This window comes from Rhodanobacter sp. Soil772 (genome assembly GCF_001428385.1).
Lineage (GTDB): Bacteria > Pseudomonadota > Gammaproteobacteria > Xanthomonadales > Rhodanobacteraceae > Rhodanobacter.
The window spans coordinates 613,540-630,477 of sequence record NZ_LMSK01000001.1 but is presented as its reverse complement, the minus strand read 5'-3'; the positions used below and the strand labels follow the sequence as shown (position 1 = coordinate 630,477).

Annotated in this window: 13 protein-coding genes; 8 read left to right on the top strand and 5 right to left on the bottom strand. The window is 66.1% G+C overall.

Annotated elements, in window-relative coordinates; genetic code table 11:
* The first annotated feature begins 25 nt into the window (after positions 1-25).
* The gene (locus ASG75_RS03060; RefSeq protein WP_056385593.1) at positions 26-712 is read left to right on the top strand and encodes a DUF2461 domain-containing protein; all 687 of its coding nucleotides are present in this window, start codon (positions 26-28) and stop codon (positions 710-712) included.
* Here the strand turns inward: ASG75_RS03060 and ASG75_RS03055 are convergent.
* A complete protein-coding gene (locus ASG75_RS03055) occupies positions 709-2,013 on the bottom strand; it encodes an MFS transporter (protein ID WP_056385591.1) in 1,305 nt (434 codons plus the stop codon). The genes ASG75_RS03060 and ASG75_RS03055 overlap by 4 nt on opposite strands.
* 292 nt (positions 2,014-2,305) lie before the next feature.
* Between ASG75_RS03055 and ASG75_RS03050 the strand changes: the two genes are divergently transcribed.
* Entirely contained in the window at positions 2,306-3,145 is an 840-nt protein-coding gene (locus ASG75_RS03050; RefSeq protein WP_056385589.1) for a hypothetical protein, read from the top strand.
* Between the two features lie 5 nt (positions 3,146-3,150).
* The gene (locus ASG75_RS03045; protein ID WP_235580137.1) at positions 3,151-4,404 is read left to right on the top strand and encodes a DUF4785 domain-containing protein; all 1,254 of its coding nucleotides are present in this window, start codon (positions 3,151-3,153) and stop codon (positions 4,402-4,404) included.
* A gap of 76 nt (positions 4,405-4,480) precedes the next feature.
* Here ASG75_RS03045 and epmA read toward each other — a convergent pair whose 3' ends face one another.
* Genes epmA through rnk form a run of 3 tightly spaced genes read right to left on the bottom strand, consistent with a single transcriptional unit; the run spans position 4,481 to position 8,290 of the window.
* Positions 4,481-5,437 (bottom strand): EF-P lysine aminoacylase EpmA, encoded by a 957-nt coding sequence (epmA, locus tag ASG75_RS03040; protein ID WP_056385585.1) that lies wholly within the window; start codon positions 5,435-5,437, stop codon positions 4,481-4,483.
* Positions 5,437-7,827 (bottom strand): NAD-dependent DNA ligase LigA, encoded by a 2,391-nt coding sequence (gene ligA, locus ASG75_RS03035; protein WP_056385583.1) that lies wholly within the window; start codon positions 7,825-7,827, stop codon positions 5,437-5,439. Before ligA ends, epmA begins: the two co-directional genes overlap by 1 nt.
* 55 nt (positions 7,828-7,882) lie before the next feature.
* Positions 7,883-8,290, bottom strand: coding sequence for a nucleoside diphosphate kinase regulator (gene rnk, locus ASG75_RS03030; RefSeq protein ID WP_056385581.1), 408 nt, complete (start codon positions 8,288-8,290; stop codon positions 7,883-7,885).
* Positions 8,291-8,463: 173 nt separating this feature from the next.
* On the opposite strand from rnk, the gene ASG75_RS03025 reads away from it, so the two are divergent.
* Both ASG75_RS03025 and ASG75_RS03020 read left to right on the top strand, forming a co-directional pair.
* Complete coding sequence (locus ASG75_RS03025; RefSeq protein WP_082547477.1) at positions 8,464-9,939, top strand: MFS transporter; 1,476 nt, start codon at positions 8,464-8,466, stop codon at positions 9,937-9,939.
* Positions 9,940-9,994: 55 nt separating this feature from the next.
* Positions 9,995-11,203, top strand: coding sequence for a cation:proton antiporter (locus ASG75_RS03020; RefSeq protein WP_056385579.1), 1,209 nt, complete (start codon positions 9,995-9,997; stop codon positions 11,201-11,203).
* Positions 11,204-11,558: 355 nt separating this feature from the next.
* Here ASG75_RS03020 and ASG75_RS03015 read toward each other — a convergent pair whose 3' ends face one another.
* Entirely contained in the window at positions 11,559-14,222 is a 2,664-nt protein-coding gene (locus ASG75_RS03015) for a TonB-dependent receptor (RefSeq protein WP_056385577.1), read from the bottom strand.
* 584 nt (positions 14,223-14,806) lie between these two features.
* Between ASG75_RS03015 and ASG75_RS03010 the strand changes: the two genes are divergently transcribed.
* The 3 genes from ASG75_RS03010 (at position 14,807) to ASG75_RS16185 (ending at position 16,594) form a co-directional block, all read left to right on the top strand.
* Positions 14,807-15,100 carry a type II toxin-antitoxin system RelE/ParE family toxin gene (locus tag ASG75_RS03010; RefSeq protein ID WP_056385575.1) on the top strand — a complete coding sequence of 98 codons (294 nt, stop codon included), beginning with the start codon at positions 14,807-14,809 and terminating at the stop codon, positions 15,098-15,100.
* A 1-nt stretch (position 15,101) separates the two neighbouring features.
* Positions 15,102-15,518 (top strand): addiction module antidote protein, encoded by a 417-nt coding sequence (locus tag ASG75_RS03005; RefSeq protein WP_082547476.1) that lies wholly within the window; start codon positions 15,102-15,104, stop codon positions 15,516-15,518.
* 416 nt (positions 15,519-15,934) lie between these two features.
* Positions 15,935-16,594 (top strand): hypothetical protein, encoded by a 660-nt coding sequence (locus ASG75_RS16185; RefSeq protein WP_157616881.1) that lies wholly within the window; start codon positions 15,935-15,937, stop codon positions 16,592-16,594.
* Positions 16,595-16,938 lie beyond the last annotated feature (344 nt).

Genomic DNA, 16,938 nt, shown 5'->3' with positions numbered 1-16,938 from the left:
ACCCGATTCGCCATTCAGACCCGCCATGTCCCAGAGCTATTTCACCCCCGCCACCTTCCGCTTCCTGCGCGCGGTCGAGCGCAACAACAATCGCGAATGGTTCCACGCGCACAAGGACGACTACGAACGCCACGTGCGCGAGCCGTTCCTGCAACTGATCACCGACCTGCAGGCACCGCTGGCGAAGATCAGCGCGCATTACCGCGCCGACCCGCGCAAGAACGGCGGCTCGCTGTACCGCATCTACCGCGACACCCGCTACTCCAACAACAAGCTGCCGTACAAGTCGTGGCAGGGTTCGCGTTTCTTCCACCAGCGCCGGCACGAGATCCAGGCGCCGGGGTTCTACCTGCACATCGAACCCGGCGAATGCTTCGCCGGCGGCGGCATGTGGCATCCGGAACCGGATGCGCTGAAGCACATCCGCGAATTCCTGGTCGACAACCCGGCCGCATGGAAACGCGCCACGCAGAGCAAGACGTTCCGCGAGCACCTGCAACTGGGCGGCGAATCGCTGGTGCGTCCGCCGCGCGGCTACGACCCAGCGCACGAGTTGATCGAAGATCTCAAGCGCAAAGACTTCGTCGCCACCACCACGTTCAGCGAGGCGCTGGCCTGCTCCGGCGAGCTGCTGCCGTGGACGGTGGCCACGTTCAAGCAGGTTGCGCCGCTGGTCGACTACCTGTGCGCAGCGCAGGAACTGGAGTTCTAGGCAGGAACCGCCGCGCGCCGTGCGGTCAACAGCCAGGCCGCGACGGCGATCCCGATCACGGCGGTGAACGCCACGTAGTGCGCTGGCGCGAGCACGCCGAACCACTTCACCAGCAGGCCGATCAGCGGCGGCGTCAATCCGCCGAACAGCGCATAGGCGATGTTGTACGAGAACGACAGGCCGGAAAACCGCACCGCCGGCGGAAACGCCACCACCATCAGCGCCGGTACCACGCCGACCACGCCCACGGCGAAACCCGCCAGCGCGTACAGCGCGATGAAATGCGCGGCACCGGCCTGCAGGTCGAAGTACAACGCGTAGCTGCATGCCAGCAGCCCGATCGCGCCGGCCAGCAACGTCCGTGCGTAACCGATGCGATCGGCCAGCCAGCCGTAGAAAAGGCAACCGAGCGCCAGCGCGAACGAGGCCACGCTGTTGCCGAAGAACGCGCGCGCCGGTGCGACGTGGAACACCGACTGCACCAGCGTCGGCGTCATCAGAATCAGCACCACGATCGCCGCGGTGAGCATCCAGGTCACCAGCATCGACAGCAGCACGCTGGGCAGGTGCCGTTCGAACACTCGCCGCAGCGGCAGCCCCGAGGCCAGCTCCTTGCGCGCATGCATCGCCTCGAACACCGGCGTCTCGCTGAGCCAGCGGCGCAGCCACACCGCGAAGAAACCGAACACGCCGCCGGCCAGGAACGGCAGCCGCCAGCCGTGGTCGAGCACCTCGGCCGGCGTCATCCGGCTGTTGATCGCCGCGGCCACCAGCGAGCCGATCAGGATGCCCACGGTGAGTCCCGAGGTGAGACTGGCGCAGGCAAAACCGATCCGCTTCGGCGGCACATGCTCGGCCACGAACACCCACGCGCCCGGCACCTCGCCGCCCACCGCGATGCCCTGTACCACCCGCAGCAACAGCAACAACAACGGCGCCAGCATGCCGATCTGCGCGTACACCGGCAGCAGGCCGATGGCCAGGGTCGGCACCGCCATCAGGAACACGCTGAGGGTGAACATCCGCTTGCGCCCCAGCTTGTCGCCGTAATGCGCCATCACGATGCCGCCCAGCGGCCGCGCCAGATAACCCGCCGCGAAGATGCCGAACACCTGCAACTGGGCCAGCCACGGCGCGGTGTCGGGCGGAAAGAACAGATGGCTCAGCGGGATCGCGAAGAACACGAACACCACGAAATCGTAGAACTCCAGCGCACCGCCCAGCGCGGACAGCAGCAGGGTTTTCACGTCGCGCCGGCGCAAACGATCGGACGGAAAGTTGTCAACCAGAGGGAGCTGCATCGCGTGGGCATTCCTGCCATGACAAGCGCGCAACCTTAGCAGTCGCGCATGCCGCCGCCATTGTGCGGTTGCGTCAAGACGCTGACGTATGGCGCTGCTAGAGTCCATACCGTGCCGCACGGTCTGGGGGGATCAGGCGACACATCCTGACGATGCCTCGCCGGCATCACCCGAAGTCGACCTGCCTGCAGCACAGGGGGTTTGGCGTACCTGTGGCTGCAACCGGGCCGGCTCTACCCGCGGCGCTTCGCCGCTTCCAAGGGGAGAGACCCACGTGCGACGTACAACATTGATGTTGTCACTGGCCCTGGCCTGCACCACGGCCCAGGCCGCCACTACCGGCGTGGCGCTGGTCCACGGCACCGGCAGCCAGACCGACGCCTACAACGACTACTGGCAGGCCGCCATGGTCGAGGGTGTGCGCAACGGCCTGACCGACCGCAGCAACCTGCTGGTGGTCAATTGCGATTTCAACCAGTACATGTGGGACGACCGTGCTGCCGGCTGCCTGGCCGGCCAGCTCACCAGCTTCATCCAGAACCGCCATATCGATCGCCTGATCGTGGTCACCCACTCCAACGGCGGCAACGTGATGCGCTGGATCCTGTCCAACCCGACCTGGGATGCGCGCTACCCGGCCATCATCAGCCGCATCGCCAAGGTCGACGCGCTCGCGCCGTCCAGCGCCGGCACGCCGCTGGCCGACGCGGTGATCGCCGGCAACGTGTTCGAATCCGCGCTGGGCTGGCTGCTCGGCTACAAGACCGATGCGGTGCGCCAGCAGCAGGTCGGCTGGATGGCCGTCTACAACCAGCAGTATCTGCTCGGCACGGGCGGGCGACCGGCGCTGCCGGTGCCGTTCCGCGCCGTGGTCGGCACCGACGTGGTGTCCGGCTTCTGGAGCAGCCAGGCCTACTGCGGCGGTTATTCGCAAAGCGTGGGGCTGGAGATCACCCAGAACTGGCTGAGCAGCTGCTCGGACGGTTTCATCGAATGCTCCAGCGCGTCCGCCGCCGGCACGGTGTGGTTCCGCGACACGCAGAAAACCGGCGGCTCCGTACTGAACCACAACCAGAGCCGGCGCGCCTGCTTCGGTCTCGAATCCATTCTCGCCAACGACATCGGGGGATGATCGCCATGAAGCCAGGGATTCTTGCAAGCGCCTTGTTGGCGACCTGCCTCGCCGTGCCGGCCATGGCCGGTACCCACGTGCTGCTGCCGCCGCAACAAAACGACATGGTGCCCACCGTGTTGCAGGCACGCGACGCCACCGCGCGCCTCCCGACCGCGACTTCAGCGACGCCGCGGGTGCACGTGGAGCGAACCCCGCTCAGCGTGAGCTGGCCGCTGCCGCACGACGCCGCACTGCAGCCGCAGCCGCCACCGTTCGCGCGCAGCAGTCGCGAATACTGGCGCGACGTCTCGGCCAGCGAACTGCAGCAGGGCCTGAAGCTGCCGTTGAGCGCGCCCGGCGCGATCATCCGGCTCAGTCCCGGCAACGCGACGGTCGGCAAACTGGACCCGGCCGGCGTGCATCTGCAACTGGGCCGCCAGTCGTTGAGCGCGAACGCCGCCAGCAGCCAGGTCGCCGATGCCGCCGCCCTGCATGCAGCCGGCATGGACGTGCCGGCCGCGTCGATGGTGATGCAGCTCAAACCCGAACTCGGCAGCGGCGTCGTCACCTTGCAGGTGCCGGCGGCCAGCGGCCGCTACGTGGTGCACGTCTACGAGCCGCAGAGCCCGTTCACCGTCACCGCGAAGGCCGATCGCGACGACTTGCTGCTGGGCCGCGACGTGCATGTGCGCGTCGCGTTGCAGGAGCAGGACCGCGACATGCCGCTGAGTTCGGTCGGCGGCCTGCTGCGCGCACCGGACGGCAGCAGTACGCCGCTGAGCTTCCGTCGCCAGGCCGACGGCAGCTTCACCGTCGATGTCCGCCCGCGCAGCATCCCGAACACGCCGGGGCTGTGGGAAGTGCACAGCTTCACCGTGGGCAGGGACGATGCCGGCAACGAGATCCGCCGCGACACCACCACCGTGTTCGCCGCGGCCGCACCGGTGGCCCGCTTCAGCGGACTGGCCAGCACGGCTCGCGCCGCCGACCGGGGCATCGACATCACGCTCGGGGTAACGGCACGAGACGCCAGCCGCTATGCGGTCTCCGCCGTGCTGTACGGACGCGGTGCCGATGGTTCGATGGTACCGGCCGCGTTCGCGCAGTCGGCGGCGTGGCTCTCGCCCGGCAACGGCCAGCTCACCTTGCACTACGACCCGGCGAGTCTTCAGGGTGTCGGTGCACCGTATGAACTGCGCGACTTGCGCCTGCAGGACCAGCCCGCGGTGGGGTTGCTGGAACGCCGTGCGCGGGCGATGAGTTTCATCGCCCCGTAACCGCCTCTGGAAAGTCCGCAGTGATACGCACCGCGACCCCGCCCAACGGCGGGGTCGTCGGTTTCAGGCTGCCGGATCAGGCTTCGGAAAACGGATAGGCCAACACGTCGGCGATCGCGTCGGTGTCGGCCAGGCACATCAGCAGGCGCTCCACGCCGAGCGCCACACCGGCGCAGTCGGGCATCGCGTCGAGCACGCCGAGCAGGCGTTCGTCGAGCGGGATCTCGCGCAGGCCGCGCGCGCGGCGCACTGCGTTGTCGCGCTCGAAACGTGCGCGCTGTTCCACTGCATCGTTCAATTCGTGATAGCCGTTGGCCAGCTCGTAGCGGCTCAGGTATAGCTCGAAGCGTTCGGCCAGCGGCGGCTCGCCGGGACGGATCTTCGCCAGTGCGCACTGGCTGGCCGGATAGTCGTGGATCACCGTGATGCGATCGCGCGGAAACGCCGGTTGCAGCTTGTGCGTGATCAGCAGGTCGAGCCAGTCGTCATGGCCGAGACCATCCGGGCCGATGCCGTACTCGGCCAGCGGCGCACGCAGCTCGTCGATCGTGGCGTGCGCCGGGTCGATGCCCAGCCCGTCGAGGAACAGTTGCCGGTAACTCGTCACCACCACCTCGGCGCGCCGCCCCAGCATCGCCAGCGCCGCCTCGACCAGCGCGACGGTTTCCCGCATCAACCGGCGATGGTCCCAGCCGACCCGGTACCACTCCAGCATGGTGAATTCGGGATTGTGCCGCCCGCCCGCCTCGCCATTGCGGAACACCCGGCCCAGCTCGTAGCAGTCGCCGATGCCGGCCGCGAGCAGCCGCTTCAGCGGGTACTCCGGCGAGGTGCGCAGCCAGCGCTCGCGTGCGCCGGCGTCGACATGGCCACTGAAGCGCGTACTGAAACTCTCGATGTTCGGCTCGGTATTGCCGGCCGCCGACAGGATCGGCGTCTCCACTTCCAGCACGTTGCGATCAGCGAAAAACGCGCGCAGCAGCGCGTAGAGCCGCGCGCGAAGTTGCAGGGCGGCGAGTGGTTCGACGCCCATCAACCGGCCTCGTGCTCGCCGAGCAGGGCGAGCAGCTGCGCCTCGTCCCACACCGGCACACCCAGCTCCTGTGCCTTGTCCAGCTTGGAGCCGGTGGCTTCGCCGGCGATCACCGCGCTGGTCTTCTTCGACACCGAACCGGAGATCTTGGCGCCCAGCGCTTCCAGTCGATCCTTCGCCTCGTCGCGGCTGAGCGAAGCCAGCGTACCGGTGAGCACGAAGGTCTGTCCTTCCAGCGGTGCTGCCGCTGCCCTGGCCGTGTGCGGAATCGCTTCAAGCAGGCGCTGCATCGCGGCCTCGGCCTTGCGCAGCTCGGCCAATGCCGCCGGATCGGCGAGATGGTTTTGCAGGCTGGTCGCCGCCGCCTGCGGCACGCCGGCGGTGATCCAGTGTGCCGACCCACCGGCCAGCAACAGATCGAGCGTGGGGAAATGTTGCGCCAGCAGCTTGCAGCTCTTCGGACCGAGCTTGTTGATGTTGGCCATGCCCAGCAATACGCCGAGGTTCAGGCGTTCGCGCAGCAGTGGCGACGGCGCGCCCTCGTCGCTGAACGTGATGCCGGCTGCGAGCAGCGCGTCGACCACCCGCTCGTTGCCCGCTTGAGCGAAGAAGCCGGCGATCGAGGTGGCCACCTCGCTGCCGATATCCGGCAGCACGCGCAGTACCATCGCCGGCGTGCTGCGCACGAAGTCGAGCCGACCGAGCCACGCCGCCAGCGTCTTCGCCGTGCTCTCGCCGATGTGCATGATGCCGAGCGCATACAGGAAGCGCGCCAGCGTGGTGTGCTTGCTGGCCTCGATCCCAGCCACCAGGTTTTCCGCCCACTTGGTCGCCACCTTGCCGGCCTTCACCGTCTCCGGCGTAGTTCCGTCACGCTCGTCGATGCGGCGTTTCATGTCGACGAAATCGTCCACACCCAGGCCATACAGGTCGGCCGGCGAATGCACGATGTCGAGCTCCACCAGCGCTTCGGCGAAGCGTTCGCCCAGGCCCTCGATGTCCATCGCGCGACGCGAGGCGAAGTGGATCAGCGCCTCCTTGCGTTGCGCGGCACAGATCAGTCCGCCGGAGCAGCGCCACGCAGCGGCGCCTTCCTCGCGCAGCAGTTCGGAGCCGCACACCGGGCAGTGCGTGGGCATCGTCCATGGCACGGTACCGGCCGGGCGCAAATCTTCGACCACACGCACCACTTCCGGAATCACGTCGCCGGCGCGGCGCACGATCACCGTGTCGCCCACGCGCGCGTCCAGGCGTGCGACCTGGTCCGCGTTGTGCAGCGTGGCGTAGGTCACCGTCACCCCGGCCACCTGCACCGGCTCCATCCGCGCGCGCGGGGTGGCGGCGCCGGTACGGCCGATCTGCACCTCGATGCCGAGCAGTTGCGTGGTCTGTTCCTGCGCCGGGAACTTGTGCGCGATCGCCCAGCGCGGCGCGCGCGAGACGAAACCCATCTCGCGCTGGCCAGCGTAATCGTCCAGCTTGTAGACCACGCCATCGATGTCGTACGGCAGGCTGTCGCGCTTGGCGCCGATGCGCTGGAAGTACGCGATCAGGCCGTCGAAGCCGCGCGCGATACCCACCTCCGGCGAGACCGGGAGGCCCCACTCGCGCAGCTGCCGCAGCGTGGCCGAATGGGTCGGCGGCAGCTCGCCGCCCTCGACCACGCCGATCGCGTAGGCGAAGAAACTCAGGCGCCGCTTCGCGGTGATCGCCGGGTCGAGCTGGCGCAGCGAACCGGCCGCGCCGTTGCGCGGGTTCGCCAGCGGCTTCTCGCCGTGCTGGCGGGCGTAGTCGTTGAACGCCTCGAAATCCTTGTGCAGCATGATCACTTCGCCGCGCACTTCCAGTACGTCGGGCCAGCCCTTGCCGCGCAATTTCAGCGGGATCGCGCGCACCGTGCGCAGGTTCGCGGTCACGTCCTCGCCGGTCTCGCCGTCGCCGCGGGTAGCGCCCTGCACGAATGCGCCGTGCTCGTAGCGCAGGCTGATCGCCAGGCCGTCGAGCTTCGGTTCCACCGAGAAAACAGGTTCAGTCCGTTTCGTCGTCTGCTCGATGCGGCGCTCGAATTCGGCCACTTCGTGAAAGCGTTCGCGATCCGACTCACCGTCCTGCTCGAACGCATTGCCCAGCGACAGCATCGGGATCGCGTGGCGCACCTCGGCAAAGCCGCCGTGCGCCCGTGCGCCGACCTTGCGGGTCGGCGAATCGGGCGAGGCCAATGCGGGGTGTTCGGCTTCCAGCGCCTCGAGTTCGCGCATCAGCCGGTCGTACTCGGCGTCGGTGATGTCCGGGTCGTCGAGTACGTGGTAGCGGTAGTTGGCCTGCTCGATCTGCGCCCGCAGCGCTGCGGCGCGGGCGACAGTCTCGGCCGGGGCCGGGCGTTCGGTCATGCGGGTCTCCTTCGGATCTCCCCGCAGTTTAACGACACCGGTGTGCGATGGGACTTCAGCGGTGGAAGTGCCCCGCCGCTTCCGGCTGGTAGGCGATCTCCAGCACCTTCAGGCGACGCTTGCGGCCGTCCGGCGTAGGCCAGTCGATCTGCTGGTCGCGCGCCAGCCCGAGCAGCGCGCTGCCCACCGGCGCCAGGATCGACACCGTGCCGTGCGCACCGGCGGCCGCCGGGTACACCAGGGTCAGGGTCAGCTTTTCGCCGTTGCTTTCGTCCTCGAAGGTGACGGTGGAGTTCATCGTCACGATGTGCTGCGGCATCGCCGCCGGCTCGACCACGTCGGCGCGATCCAGCTCCGCGCGCAGCGCATCGAGCTTGTCGGCCTCGGCGGCCGGCAGGCGCTCCAGCAACGCTTCGATGCGCTCCAGGTCGATGCGGGAAACAGTGATCGGTGGCTTGCTCATGACTTTTCCTGATACTCGCGGCTCCTGCCGCACAAAAGCACACGCCGGAACGAAGACGCCCCGGCGCGTGTGGTAGTAGATGGCCGTCGTACCTATCTGGGCATGACTGGCAGATGAAACAAGGCCACTGTGCTGATACTGCCGGCGAAAATCAAGCTGTCATAACAGTTACCATGCCGAAAATGCCTCCCCAGACTGCCGCGGACACCCACGCCGTCGCCTCCGACGCCCCCGTGCCAGCGGCGGATGCGGCCGATTGGCGCGAAATTTCCACGCGCGAGCGTTTCCGCGGATTGCTGTGGCTGGTGGCCGCCGCCTTCTTCATGCAATCGCTGGATTCCACCGTGGTCAACACCGCGGTGCCGGCGATGGCCGATGCGCTCGCGGTCACCCCGCTGGGCATGCGCACCGCACTGACCAGCTACGTGCTGACTCTGGCGATCCTGATCCCGGCCAGCCCGTGGCTGTGCGACCGCTTCGGCACGCGGCGGGTGTTCGGCGCGGCGATCGTGGTGTTCGGCCTGGGCTCGCTGCTGTGCGGCGTGGCGCAGACGCTGCCGCAACTGGTCGCCGCGCGCGTGGTGCAAGGCATCGGCGGCGCCGCACTGATGCCGGTGGGCCGCTACGTGCTGGTACGCAGCATCGACAAGCGCGAGTTCGTGCGGGCGATGAGCACGGTGGCCACGTTCGGCCTGCTCGGCTCGGTACTCGGCCCCCTGCTGGGCGGCGCGATCGTCGAGTTCACCTCGTGGCGGCTGATCTTCCTGATCAACGTGCCGGTGGCGATCGCCGGCCTGTGGATGAACAAGCGCGACATGCCCGACTACCGGCTCGACCGCGCGAACCGCTTCGACCTGTCCGGCTTCCTGTTGTTCGGCGCCGCCTCGGCCCTGCTGCTCACCGCCTCGGAACTGGCTGGCAGTGCGCCGGTGCCGTGGCTGCGGATGGGCCTGTGCGCCTTGGTCGCCATGCTGCTGGGCACGGTCTACGTGTGGCACAGTCGGCGCACCCCGCATCCGGTGGCCGACCTGCAATTGCTGCGCGTGCGCAGCGTGTGGGTATCGCTGGCCGGCGGGCTGTTCACCCGGCTCGGCATCTCCGGCATGTTCCTGCTGCTGGTGCTGTTCCTGCAGGTCGGCTGCGGCTGGTCGCCGCTGATGGCCGGCCTGATGATGGTGCCGCAGGCGCTGGGCTCGATCATCGCGAAGTGGGCGGTCAACCGCGCCCTGGTGCACTACGGCTACCGCCGCCTGCTGCTGGGCAACACGCTGATCGTGGCCGCGCTGCTGGCGGCATTCGCCCTGCTCGGCCCGGGCTCGCCGGTGTGGGTGATCGCGTTGCTGACGTTCGCCTACGGTGCCTTTGCCGGCCTGCAATACACCACGATGAACACGCTGATCTACACCGACCTCGACATCAAGCATGCCTCGATGGCCTCGTCGATGGCCTCGACCGTGCAATACCTGGCGATGAGTTTCGGCATCGCGCTGTCCACCTTGCTGATGGAAGCGATGCTGCAAGGCCACGCCCACGAAGATTACGTGGTGGCATTCCGCTGGACGATGATCATGCTGGCGGCGATCACCGCGGTGGCCAGCCGCGTGTTCAGCCGCTTGCGGCACGATCGCCCGTTGCCCGGCGCTGCATGACGCCGGAGGCTGCATGTAGCATGCAGTCTTTGTCGAAAGTCCGGGCATACGCCGCATGCATCACGCCAGCGAGATCCTGTTCACCCTGTTCGTCGTGTTCGTCGCCGCCCAGATCGGCGGCGAGATCGCGCAACGGCTGAAGCTGCCCGGCGTGGTCGGCGAGATCGCCGCCGGCTGCGCGATCGGCCCCTCGCTGCTGGGCTGGATCACCCCGGAGCAGATCGCCACCGGCACCCCGCTCGACGTGCTGGCCGAGATCGGCGTGATCCTGCTGCTGTTCGCGGTGGGCCTGGAAACACGGCTGGAAGATCTGAAGAAGGTCGGCAAGGTGGCGTTCGTGGTCGGCGTGGTCGGCGTGCTGGTGCCGTTCGGCATGGGCAGCGTGTGGGCCCACGGCAACGGCTTCGACTGGGACCGCTCGCTGTTCGTCGCGGCCGCGTTCGTGGCCACCTCGGCCGGCATCACCGCGCGCGTACTGCAGGAGCTGAATGCGCTGCAGCGCATCGAGAGCAAGGTGATCCTGGGCGCCGCGGTGATCGATGACATCCTCGCCATGCTGCTGCTCGGCGTAGTGGTGTCGCTGCAGGGCGGCGGCAGCATCAACGCCTCGCACCTGCTGGTGGTGCTGGCCGGCGCGGTCGGCTTCATCGCGGTGATCGGCTGGGGCGGTGCGCGCATCATGCGCTGGAACTCCAGCTGGCTGGACAGGCCGCTGGGTCCGCATTCGCCGCTGATGATCGTGCTGGCGCTGTGCCTGGGCCTGGCCTGGCTGTCCACCCAGTTCGGCCTGGCCGCCATCATCGGCGCGTTCCTGGCCGGCATGATCGCCTCGGAAACCCGCCAGCAGCACACCCTGGAAAAACAGACCCAGCCGCTGCTGGCCCTGCTCACGCCATTCTTCTTCGTGGTCACCGGCAGCAAGGTCGACCTGCACGAGCTGGCCAGCGCGGACGCCCTGCTGATGCTGGCCGTGGTCACCGCGATCGCGATCGTCTCCAAGTTCATCGGTGGCTGGCTGGGCTCGCTGTCGCTGGGCCGGCGCAGCGCCACCATCATCGGCTTCGGCATGGTGCCGCGCGGCGAAGTGGGCATCGTGGTCGCCACCCTGGGCCTCGCCGCCGGCGTGTTCGACAACCGCATCTACGCGATCATCGTGGCGATGTCGCTGCTCACCGCAATGGTGACGCCGCCGGTGCTGGCGTGGCTGCTGAAGCGATCCGGCAACGGGGAAACTGCCGTGGTGGTGCCGGACGTGAAAGGCTGAGGGGGTTCGGCTTGCCCGGCACCGCACAAAGTGTAGGCAACGACCAGCAGCGTAGGCCACGCAACCCAACGTCAACCATCGAACCTCGCCGCAGTCCTCGCAGCCATCGACCACGCCCGAAAATTTCGGGTGGCCCTTAACGGGTCAGAGTGAGTGCCCCGAATGGGGTGCTTGCGGTGGAGAGAATCCGATTCGGCCCACTCCCAGTCATCGCAAGCCCGTGCCGCTTCGCAGCACGGGTGGCGCTCTTCAGAATTGAGTTCGCCATTGCCCATGTTTCTGACCGACGAGCAGGCCCCGCCGACCGCCATCTCCCCGGGCGTGCCCGGGGAGATGAGCTTGCAGGCGACGGCCGTCAGAAGTTGGCTGTCGCGCGCACGTACCAGAAGGCGCCGTTGAAACCGAACGGCGAGGTGAGCGCGTACTTGGCGCCCAGGAACTGCAGCGTGGCGTTTTGCTCCTTGCCCGGGTAGGTGTTGAAGACGTTGTTGCCTCCGACAGCCACCGAGAAGGCGTCGCTGAATTTGTAGCGTGCCTCCAGGTCGAGCAGCGTCTTGCCGCTGTAGTGATTCACGTCGTCCGGCGGGTTGTTGCTGCCGAACAAACCGACCGTGGTGCTCCAGCCGTCGTAATGGTTGATCCGGGCGATGGCGTCGAACCGGTGCAGCCCGTAGTCGAAGCTGAGCACCGACCGGCTCTTGGGCACCTGGTGCTCAAGGTCGTACACGAAATCGTTGTTGAGCGTGTTCGGTTTGACCTCGACCACGTCCTGCGTATTGCGGTTGTAGCGGAAGTCGATGTTGAGCCTGCCGTTGCCCAGTTGGTGCAGCGTGTCGACCACGAAGTCGATGCCGTGGATACGGGAGCCGAACGCATTGCCGAAATAGCTGGCGGCGCTGCCGAGCAGCAGTTGCGCGTTCGGGTAGCCGCCGGCGGCGAGCTGGTCGACGGTGGCCTGGGTCACCGTCTTGCTGACCAGGCCGATGCGGTTGTCGATCTTGATCCGGTAATAGTCCAGGGTCGTCGTGACGTTGTCGGCCGGCGTCCACACGGCGCCGACGGACAAGCTCTTCGACGTCTCGGTCTGCAGCGGTGCCGAGCCGAGCGCGCGTGCCACCGGGTTGTTCACCGGATAGGTGCCGCTGGGGATCAGGCCACCCTGGGCGTTCGCCGTGGTGGTGATGTTCAGCGTGTTGGCCTGGCCCGGGGTCGGCGTACGGAAGCCGGTGTTGTAGGTACCGCGCAGCGCGAACGTGTCGGTGAACGCATAGCGGCTGGAAAGCTTGTACACCACCTTGGAGCCGTAGCCGTTCGCACGCTCGTAGCGCACCGCCGCCGCGCCCGACCATTTGTCGTTGAGGTTCGTCTCGGCGTCGAAGTAGGCGGAGTCGCTGTTCTGGGTGAACCGGCCGGCCGCGTTGGTCGGAAAGCCCTGGAAGGCGTCCGAGCCCACACCGAACACCGACGCGGTCGGCCCCACCTCGATCGAACCGGCGTCGCCCTGATGGATGATGTAGGTTTCCTGGCGCCACTGCGCGCCGAAGGCGAGCGTGAGCGGCGAGTTGTCGAACGAGCGGACGAAGTCCGCGCCGGCGCCCTGCTCCCGCTGGGTCAGCTTGCCGGGGCGGAAGTTTGTGGGCGAAAGGTCGCCCAGGCTCGGGTTGATCGAACCCTGCAGCCGATAGTCGACCTCGTTGCTGCCGGTGCGATAGTGCGCATCCCACTGGAAGTTGCTCTGCCCGCCGCCGCGCACGCCGCCGACCAGCTGGTGGTCGGCGATGTCGGCGCCGAACAGCGGGCTGTAGCCGCCGGGAAACTGCGTGTAGATCGGGTTGAGCAGCATCCAGCCGCTCGGACTCGCCGCGTTGGCCGTCAAGTAGTGTGCCGGGTCGCCGCCACCGGCGACGATGCTGTCCACCAACGACTGCGGCGCATCCGCCGGCACCAGGCTGCCGTTGGCGTAGCTGACCAGCGTCGAGCGGCCGGCGATGCCGTATTGCGACGGCAGGACCGGGTTGCGGTAGAAGAAGCTGGACAGGACTTTCTTGTCCATGAAGTTGCCGTAGCCGTAAAGCTGCACGTCGCCGGCCAGCGGCAGGCCCGCGTTGACGAAGAGCTTGTTCGCCTTGGTTTGCGGATCGCCCCAGCGCTGGCCGAAACCGTCGTACGGCACCTGGTTGGTACCCACCACCGCCGCGACAGCCGCCGCGTTTTGCTGCGGGACACCGCGTGAAGTGGGCTCGGTGGTTTCGCGCTCGGCGCTCACATGCACGAAGCCGTCGGCTCCGAGCGGGAACCCTGCGTCGGCGTCGTAGCGCCGCAGGTCGCCGTCGCCTTTGCCGTATCCGCCCCATTCCGCGCTGACCGTCGCACCCTTGGGGGCCTTCTTGAGGATGACGTTGATCACGCCGGCGATCGCATCCGATCCGTACAACACCGAAGCGCCGTCGCGCAGTACCTCGACGCGCTCGATCGCGTTGGACGGGAACACCGAAAAATCGACCGCCTGCGCACCCTGGTTGAAGGTGCCGAGCGGATCGATCTGCAGGTTGACCAGCGCCGAACGATGGAAGCGCACGCCGTCGACCAGCACCAGGGTCTGGTCGGGCGACAGGTTGCGCAACGACACCGGCCGCACGAACGACGTGCCGTCGGCGATGGGAAAGCGCTGGGTGGTCAGCGACGGCACAATATTGGTCAGCGTGTCGGTCAAATCCGCCGACGGCTGGTTCGCGATCTGGCTGCCGCTGAACGCGTCGATCGGCGAGATGGATTCGGTCGGCGACAGGCCGGCCCGGTGCGTGCCGGTCACCACAACCTGCTGCAGGTTGGTGATCGCTTTGTCCTTCGCCGCATCCTTCTGTCCCTGCGTCTTGGTCGCCTGGCTGGCCGTGGCTTGCCCGCTGTCCGACGCTCCCGGATCCTGCGCCTGCGCCGAACACGCGAACAGCGTGGCGGCGGCAAGCGCCGCACGCACCGCACGCGAAAGCACTACGTTGACACCTGCATGGTTGGGCATCTTCTCTCCCCTCTAGTTGGCCTTGTATCCCCCTCGGGCAACCTACTCCGACCTTTTTCGCCAAAAAAGCCTCTTGTTGGAATTGCGTGCGTGAAATCACCTTGCTGGCGACCGACGGCCTCTGCGGCACGCCATCAGCCGCACCGCCGATCGTTTTGACCGGGCGGCGTATCGGCGCCGATGGAATTTCAGTCGGCGCCGAGTAGTCGCGCATCCCCGCCAAGTATCGAAATGTCCCCGCCGACCGGATTGCAGTCGACGCCGGGTATCGGGACATCCCCATCGACGGCATTTCAGTCGGCATCGAGTGGCGGATATCCTCGCCGGGGTATCCAGACATCCACCTCGAGTATCCGAATGCCCCCGCCGAGTGAAATTTGGTCGGCGCCGGGTCGCTGGATATCCACGCCGGGAGGATTTCAGTTGGCGGGGATTGTTGGGGTATCGGCGTCGATAGGGGGCGCTGACATTCCTCCGATAGTGCGGATCTGAAGAATTGGAGCCAGGCAAGTGGCGCTGACCCGGTTAGCTTTCGCGATTCGAAGCCCTTGCGAACTGTATCCGATCAGATACAATCTGATGACATGCCCTACATCGTCCAGCTCTCGGAAGAGTTCACTGTCTGGCACAAGAGCTTGCGCGACCTGAAAGCGCGCATCGCCATCGCACGTCGTCTTGATCGCGCCGCCACCGGCAATCTGGGTGATGTGAAACCCGTTGGCGAGGGCGTCTCTGAAATGCGAATCGACGTCGGCCCCGGTTACCGCGCCTACTTCACGTTGCGGGGCAACGCCATCGTTATTCTGTTATGCGGCGGCGACAAGAAAACCCAGCGGCGCGATATCAAGCACGCCGCTCAGCTTGCAAAGGAGGTCTGACATGGCCCTTCAACTTACGACCTTCGATGTTGTCGACTACCTGGACAACGAGGAAGCCATTGCTGAGTATCTATCTCAGGTGATGGCCGATGGCGACGACGACGAGCTCCTTCGGGCCCTTGGGCACGTGGCCAAAGCCCGCGGCATGTCGCAACTTGCCAAGGATGCTGGAGTCGGCCGCGAGAGCCTCTACAAGGCGCTGAAGCCAGGCGCAACACCCGGATACGCCACAGTGGGGAAAGTGGTGCGCGCACTCGGGTTTCGGATGGCGGTGAAACCGATAGCCAAGCAGAAGGCCGCGGCAGCAGCCAAGAAGCCAGCGAAGCCAAAGACGTCAGTCGCAGTTACTGCCACCAAGAAAGCGAAGAGCGCCGCGGCTGGAGCCGGACGCTTGAAAGGAACACGCGCGCGAGCGTAGGTTCGGCGCTCCACCGCAGGAAGGAGCAGGGAATATGCAGACTGGCCACGCAACACCCACCGAGATCACCCGCGTCATCATCGTCGCGCTGCTCTCAGGTAAAAATAATGGATGAAGTGGCGCTCAGAGTGAGCGCATTAACTGCCTCCTGTTTGCTCATTGACAACGCGCCCTGCACTTCGCGGGGCGTTTTCTTGGCGAGCGCACTAGCGTCACCGATGACGCATCCCTGGACTTGGACAGCGGCAGAAGCCCCGAGGGACATTGGCTGGGGGGCATGAACCATCCGCAGTTGCCAGTTGCAATGCGTTTTGAAGCAGCGAAATCTTCACCAAAATGACACCATCTGGAACAGACTGCCCGGATTGCGGCTGTAAGGCGTTTCAGCTGACTGCCGATCAAGTAGAGGGGACCGCGTGGAAGAACTTCTCATCAGATCCGAAGCGTTTGCTGCGCACCTTGACGAACTTATCGACGGCGCTGGCTCTTGGCTTGAAATCCAACCACGGCGCACTGTGCTGAGCGCGTTAACAGCCGCTGTTTCGTTGGAACATGCGGCAGCAATTCGCCTGACCATCGATGCTGGAAAACCCAACTCAGCAACCGCACTCACGAGGCTTCAATATGAAGCACTGTTACGCAGTGTCTGGCTCCTTTTCATTGCGAATGAGGAGCAGCTCGACAAATTGGCATCCCCACTCTCCGCCGCCTCGCAACAGGCGGCCAAGAACATGCCTGGCATTGCTGAAATCTTGCGGGCGTTAGAGAAGTCTTCGGTGCCCGATGAACTTAAACGGCTTTTGAGCTGCTTTTATCAAGCTTCGGCACCTGCTCTGAATTCGTTCGTTCACGGCGGCATTCATCCGTTGCAGCGTTCGGCCGCTGGATACCCGGTTGAATTGGCCAGGCAGGTCGTCAAACAATCGAACATGCTTCTGCACACGACCTACCGGCTACTGGCTCACATGATTGGATCGGCTGAATTGATGAAGCAGACGACGGATGCCCGTCGTCTCTACGAAGATTGTCTGAGTTTCAAGGCGGTCGAGGCCACCGAGACCAGCTCTAAAAGATGAGACCGATAGCCACCGCAAGAAGGCGAACATGTTCAATGAAACGACGGCCGCAACCGGGCGACCGCTCCATTGGGTGGCGATCTTCGAGCGTGGCTGGTGCAGGCGCTGCCGCATGAAACCGCGCCACGAGTGAACCGGCGGCCGCGGCTACGGCCGTGTGCCAACTAAGCGGGTCAGAGTCACTTACTTAGTGACTGCCGCAGCGTGACCAGTGGGATTGTTCGGCTCATCCTGAGCCTCACCCCTTCGCGCTGCGCGCTACGGGGCCAGCCTGCGGCTGTCCAAATTCGTTCCGGACGAATTTGTCGAACCGGTGGGTTCTCATCCCCGTCGTCACCACTAGA

Bases quoted from the DNA above. Each gene is read 5' to 3' on its own strand.
- rnk (WP_056385581.1), bottom strand. From the start codon at position 8,290: ATGAGCAAGCCACCGATCACTGTTTCCCGCATCGACCTGGAGCGCATC.
- ASG75_RS03005 (WP_082547476.1), top strand. From the start codon at position 15,102: ATGGCCCTTCAACTTACGACCTTCGATGTTGTCGACTACCTGGACAAC.
- ligA (WP_056385583.1), bottom strand. From the start codon at position 7,827: ATGACCGAACGCCCGGCCCCGGCCGAGACTGTCGCCCGCGCCGCAGCG.
- ASG75_RS03015 (WP_056385577.1), bottom strand. From the start codon at position 14,222: ATGCCCAACCATGCAGGTGTCAACGTAGTGCTTTCGCGTGCGGTGCGT.
- ASG75_RS03060 (WP_056385593.1), top strand. From the start codon at position 26: ATGTCCCAGAGCTATTTCACCCCCGCCACCTTCCGCTTCCTGCGCGCG.
- ASG75_RS03025 (WP_082547477.1), top strand. From the start codon at position 8,464: ATGCCGAAAATGCCTCCCCAGACTGCCGCGGACACCCACGCCGTCGCC.
- ASG75_RS03050 (WP_056385589.1), top strand. From the start codon at position 2,306: ATGTTGTCACTGGCCCTGGCCTGCACCACGGCCCAGGCCGCCACTACC.
- epmA (WP_056385585.1), bottom strand. From the start codon at position 5,437: ATGGGCGTCGAACCACTCGCCGCCCTGCAACTTCGCGCGCGGCTCTAC.
- ASG75_RS03010 (WP_056385575.1), top strand. From the start codon at position 14,807: ATGCCCTACATCGTCCAGCTCTCGGAAGAGTTCACTGTCTGGCACAAG.
- ASG75_RS03020 (WP_056385579.1), top strand. From the start codon at position 9,995: ATGCATCACGCCAGCGAGATCCTGTTCACCCTGTTCGTCGTGTTCGTC.
- ASG75_RS03045 (WP_235580137.1), top strand. From the start codon at position 3,151: ATGAAGCCAGGGATTCTTGCAAGCGCCTTGTTGGCGACCTGCCTCGCC.
- ASG75_RS03055 (WP_056385591.1), bottom strand. From the start codon at position 2,013: ATGCAGCTCCCTCTGGTTGACAACTTTCCGTCCGATCGTTTGCGCCGG.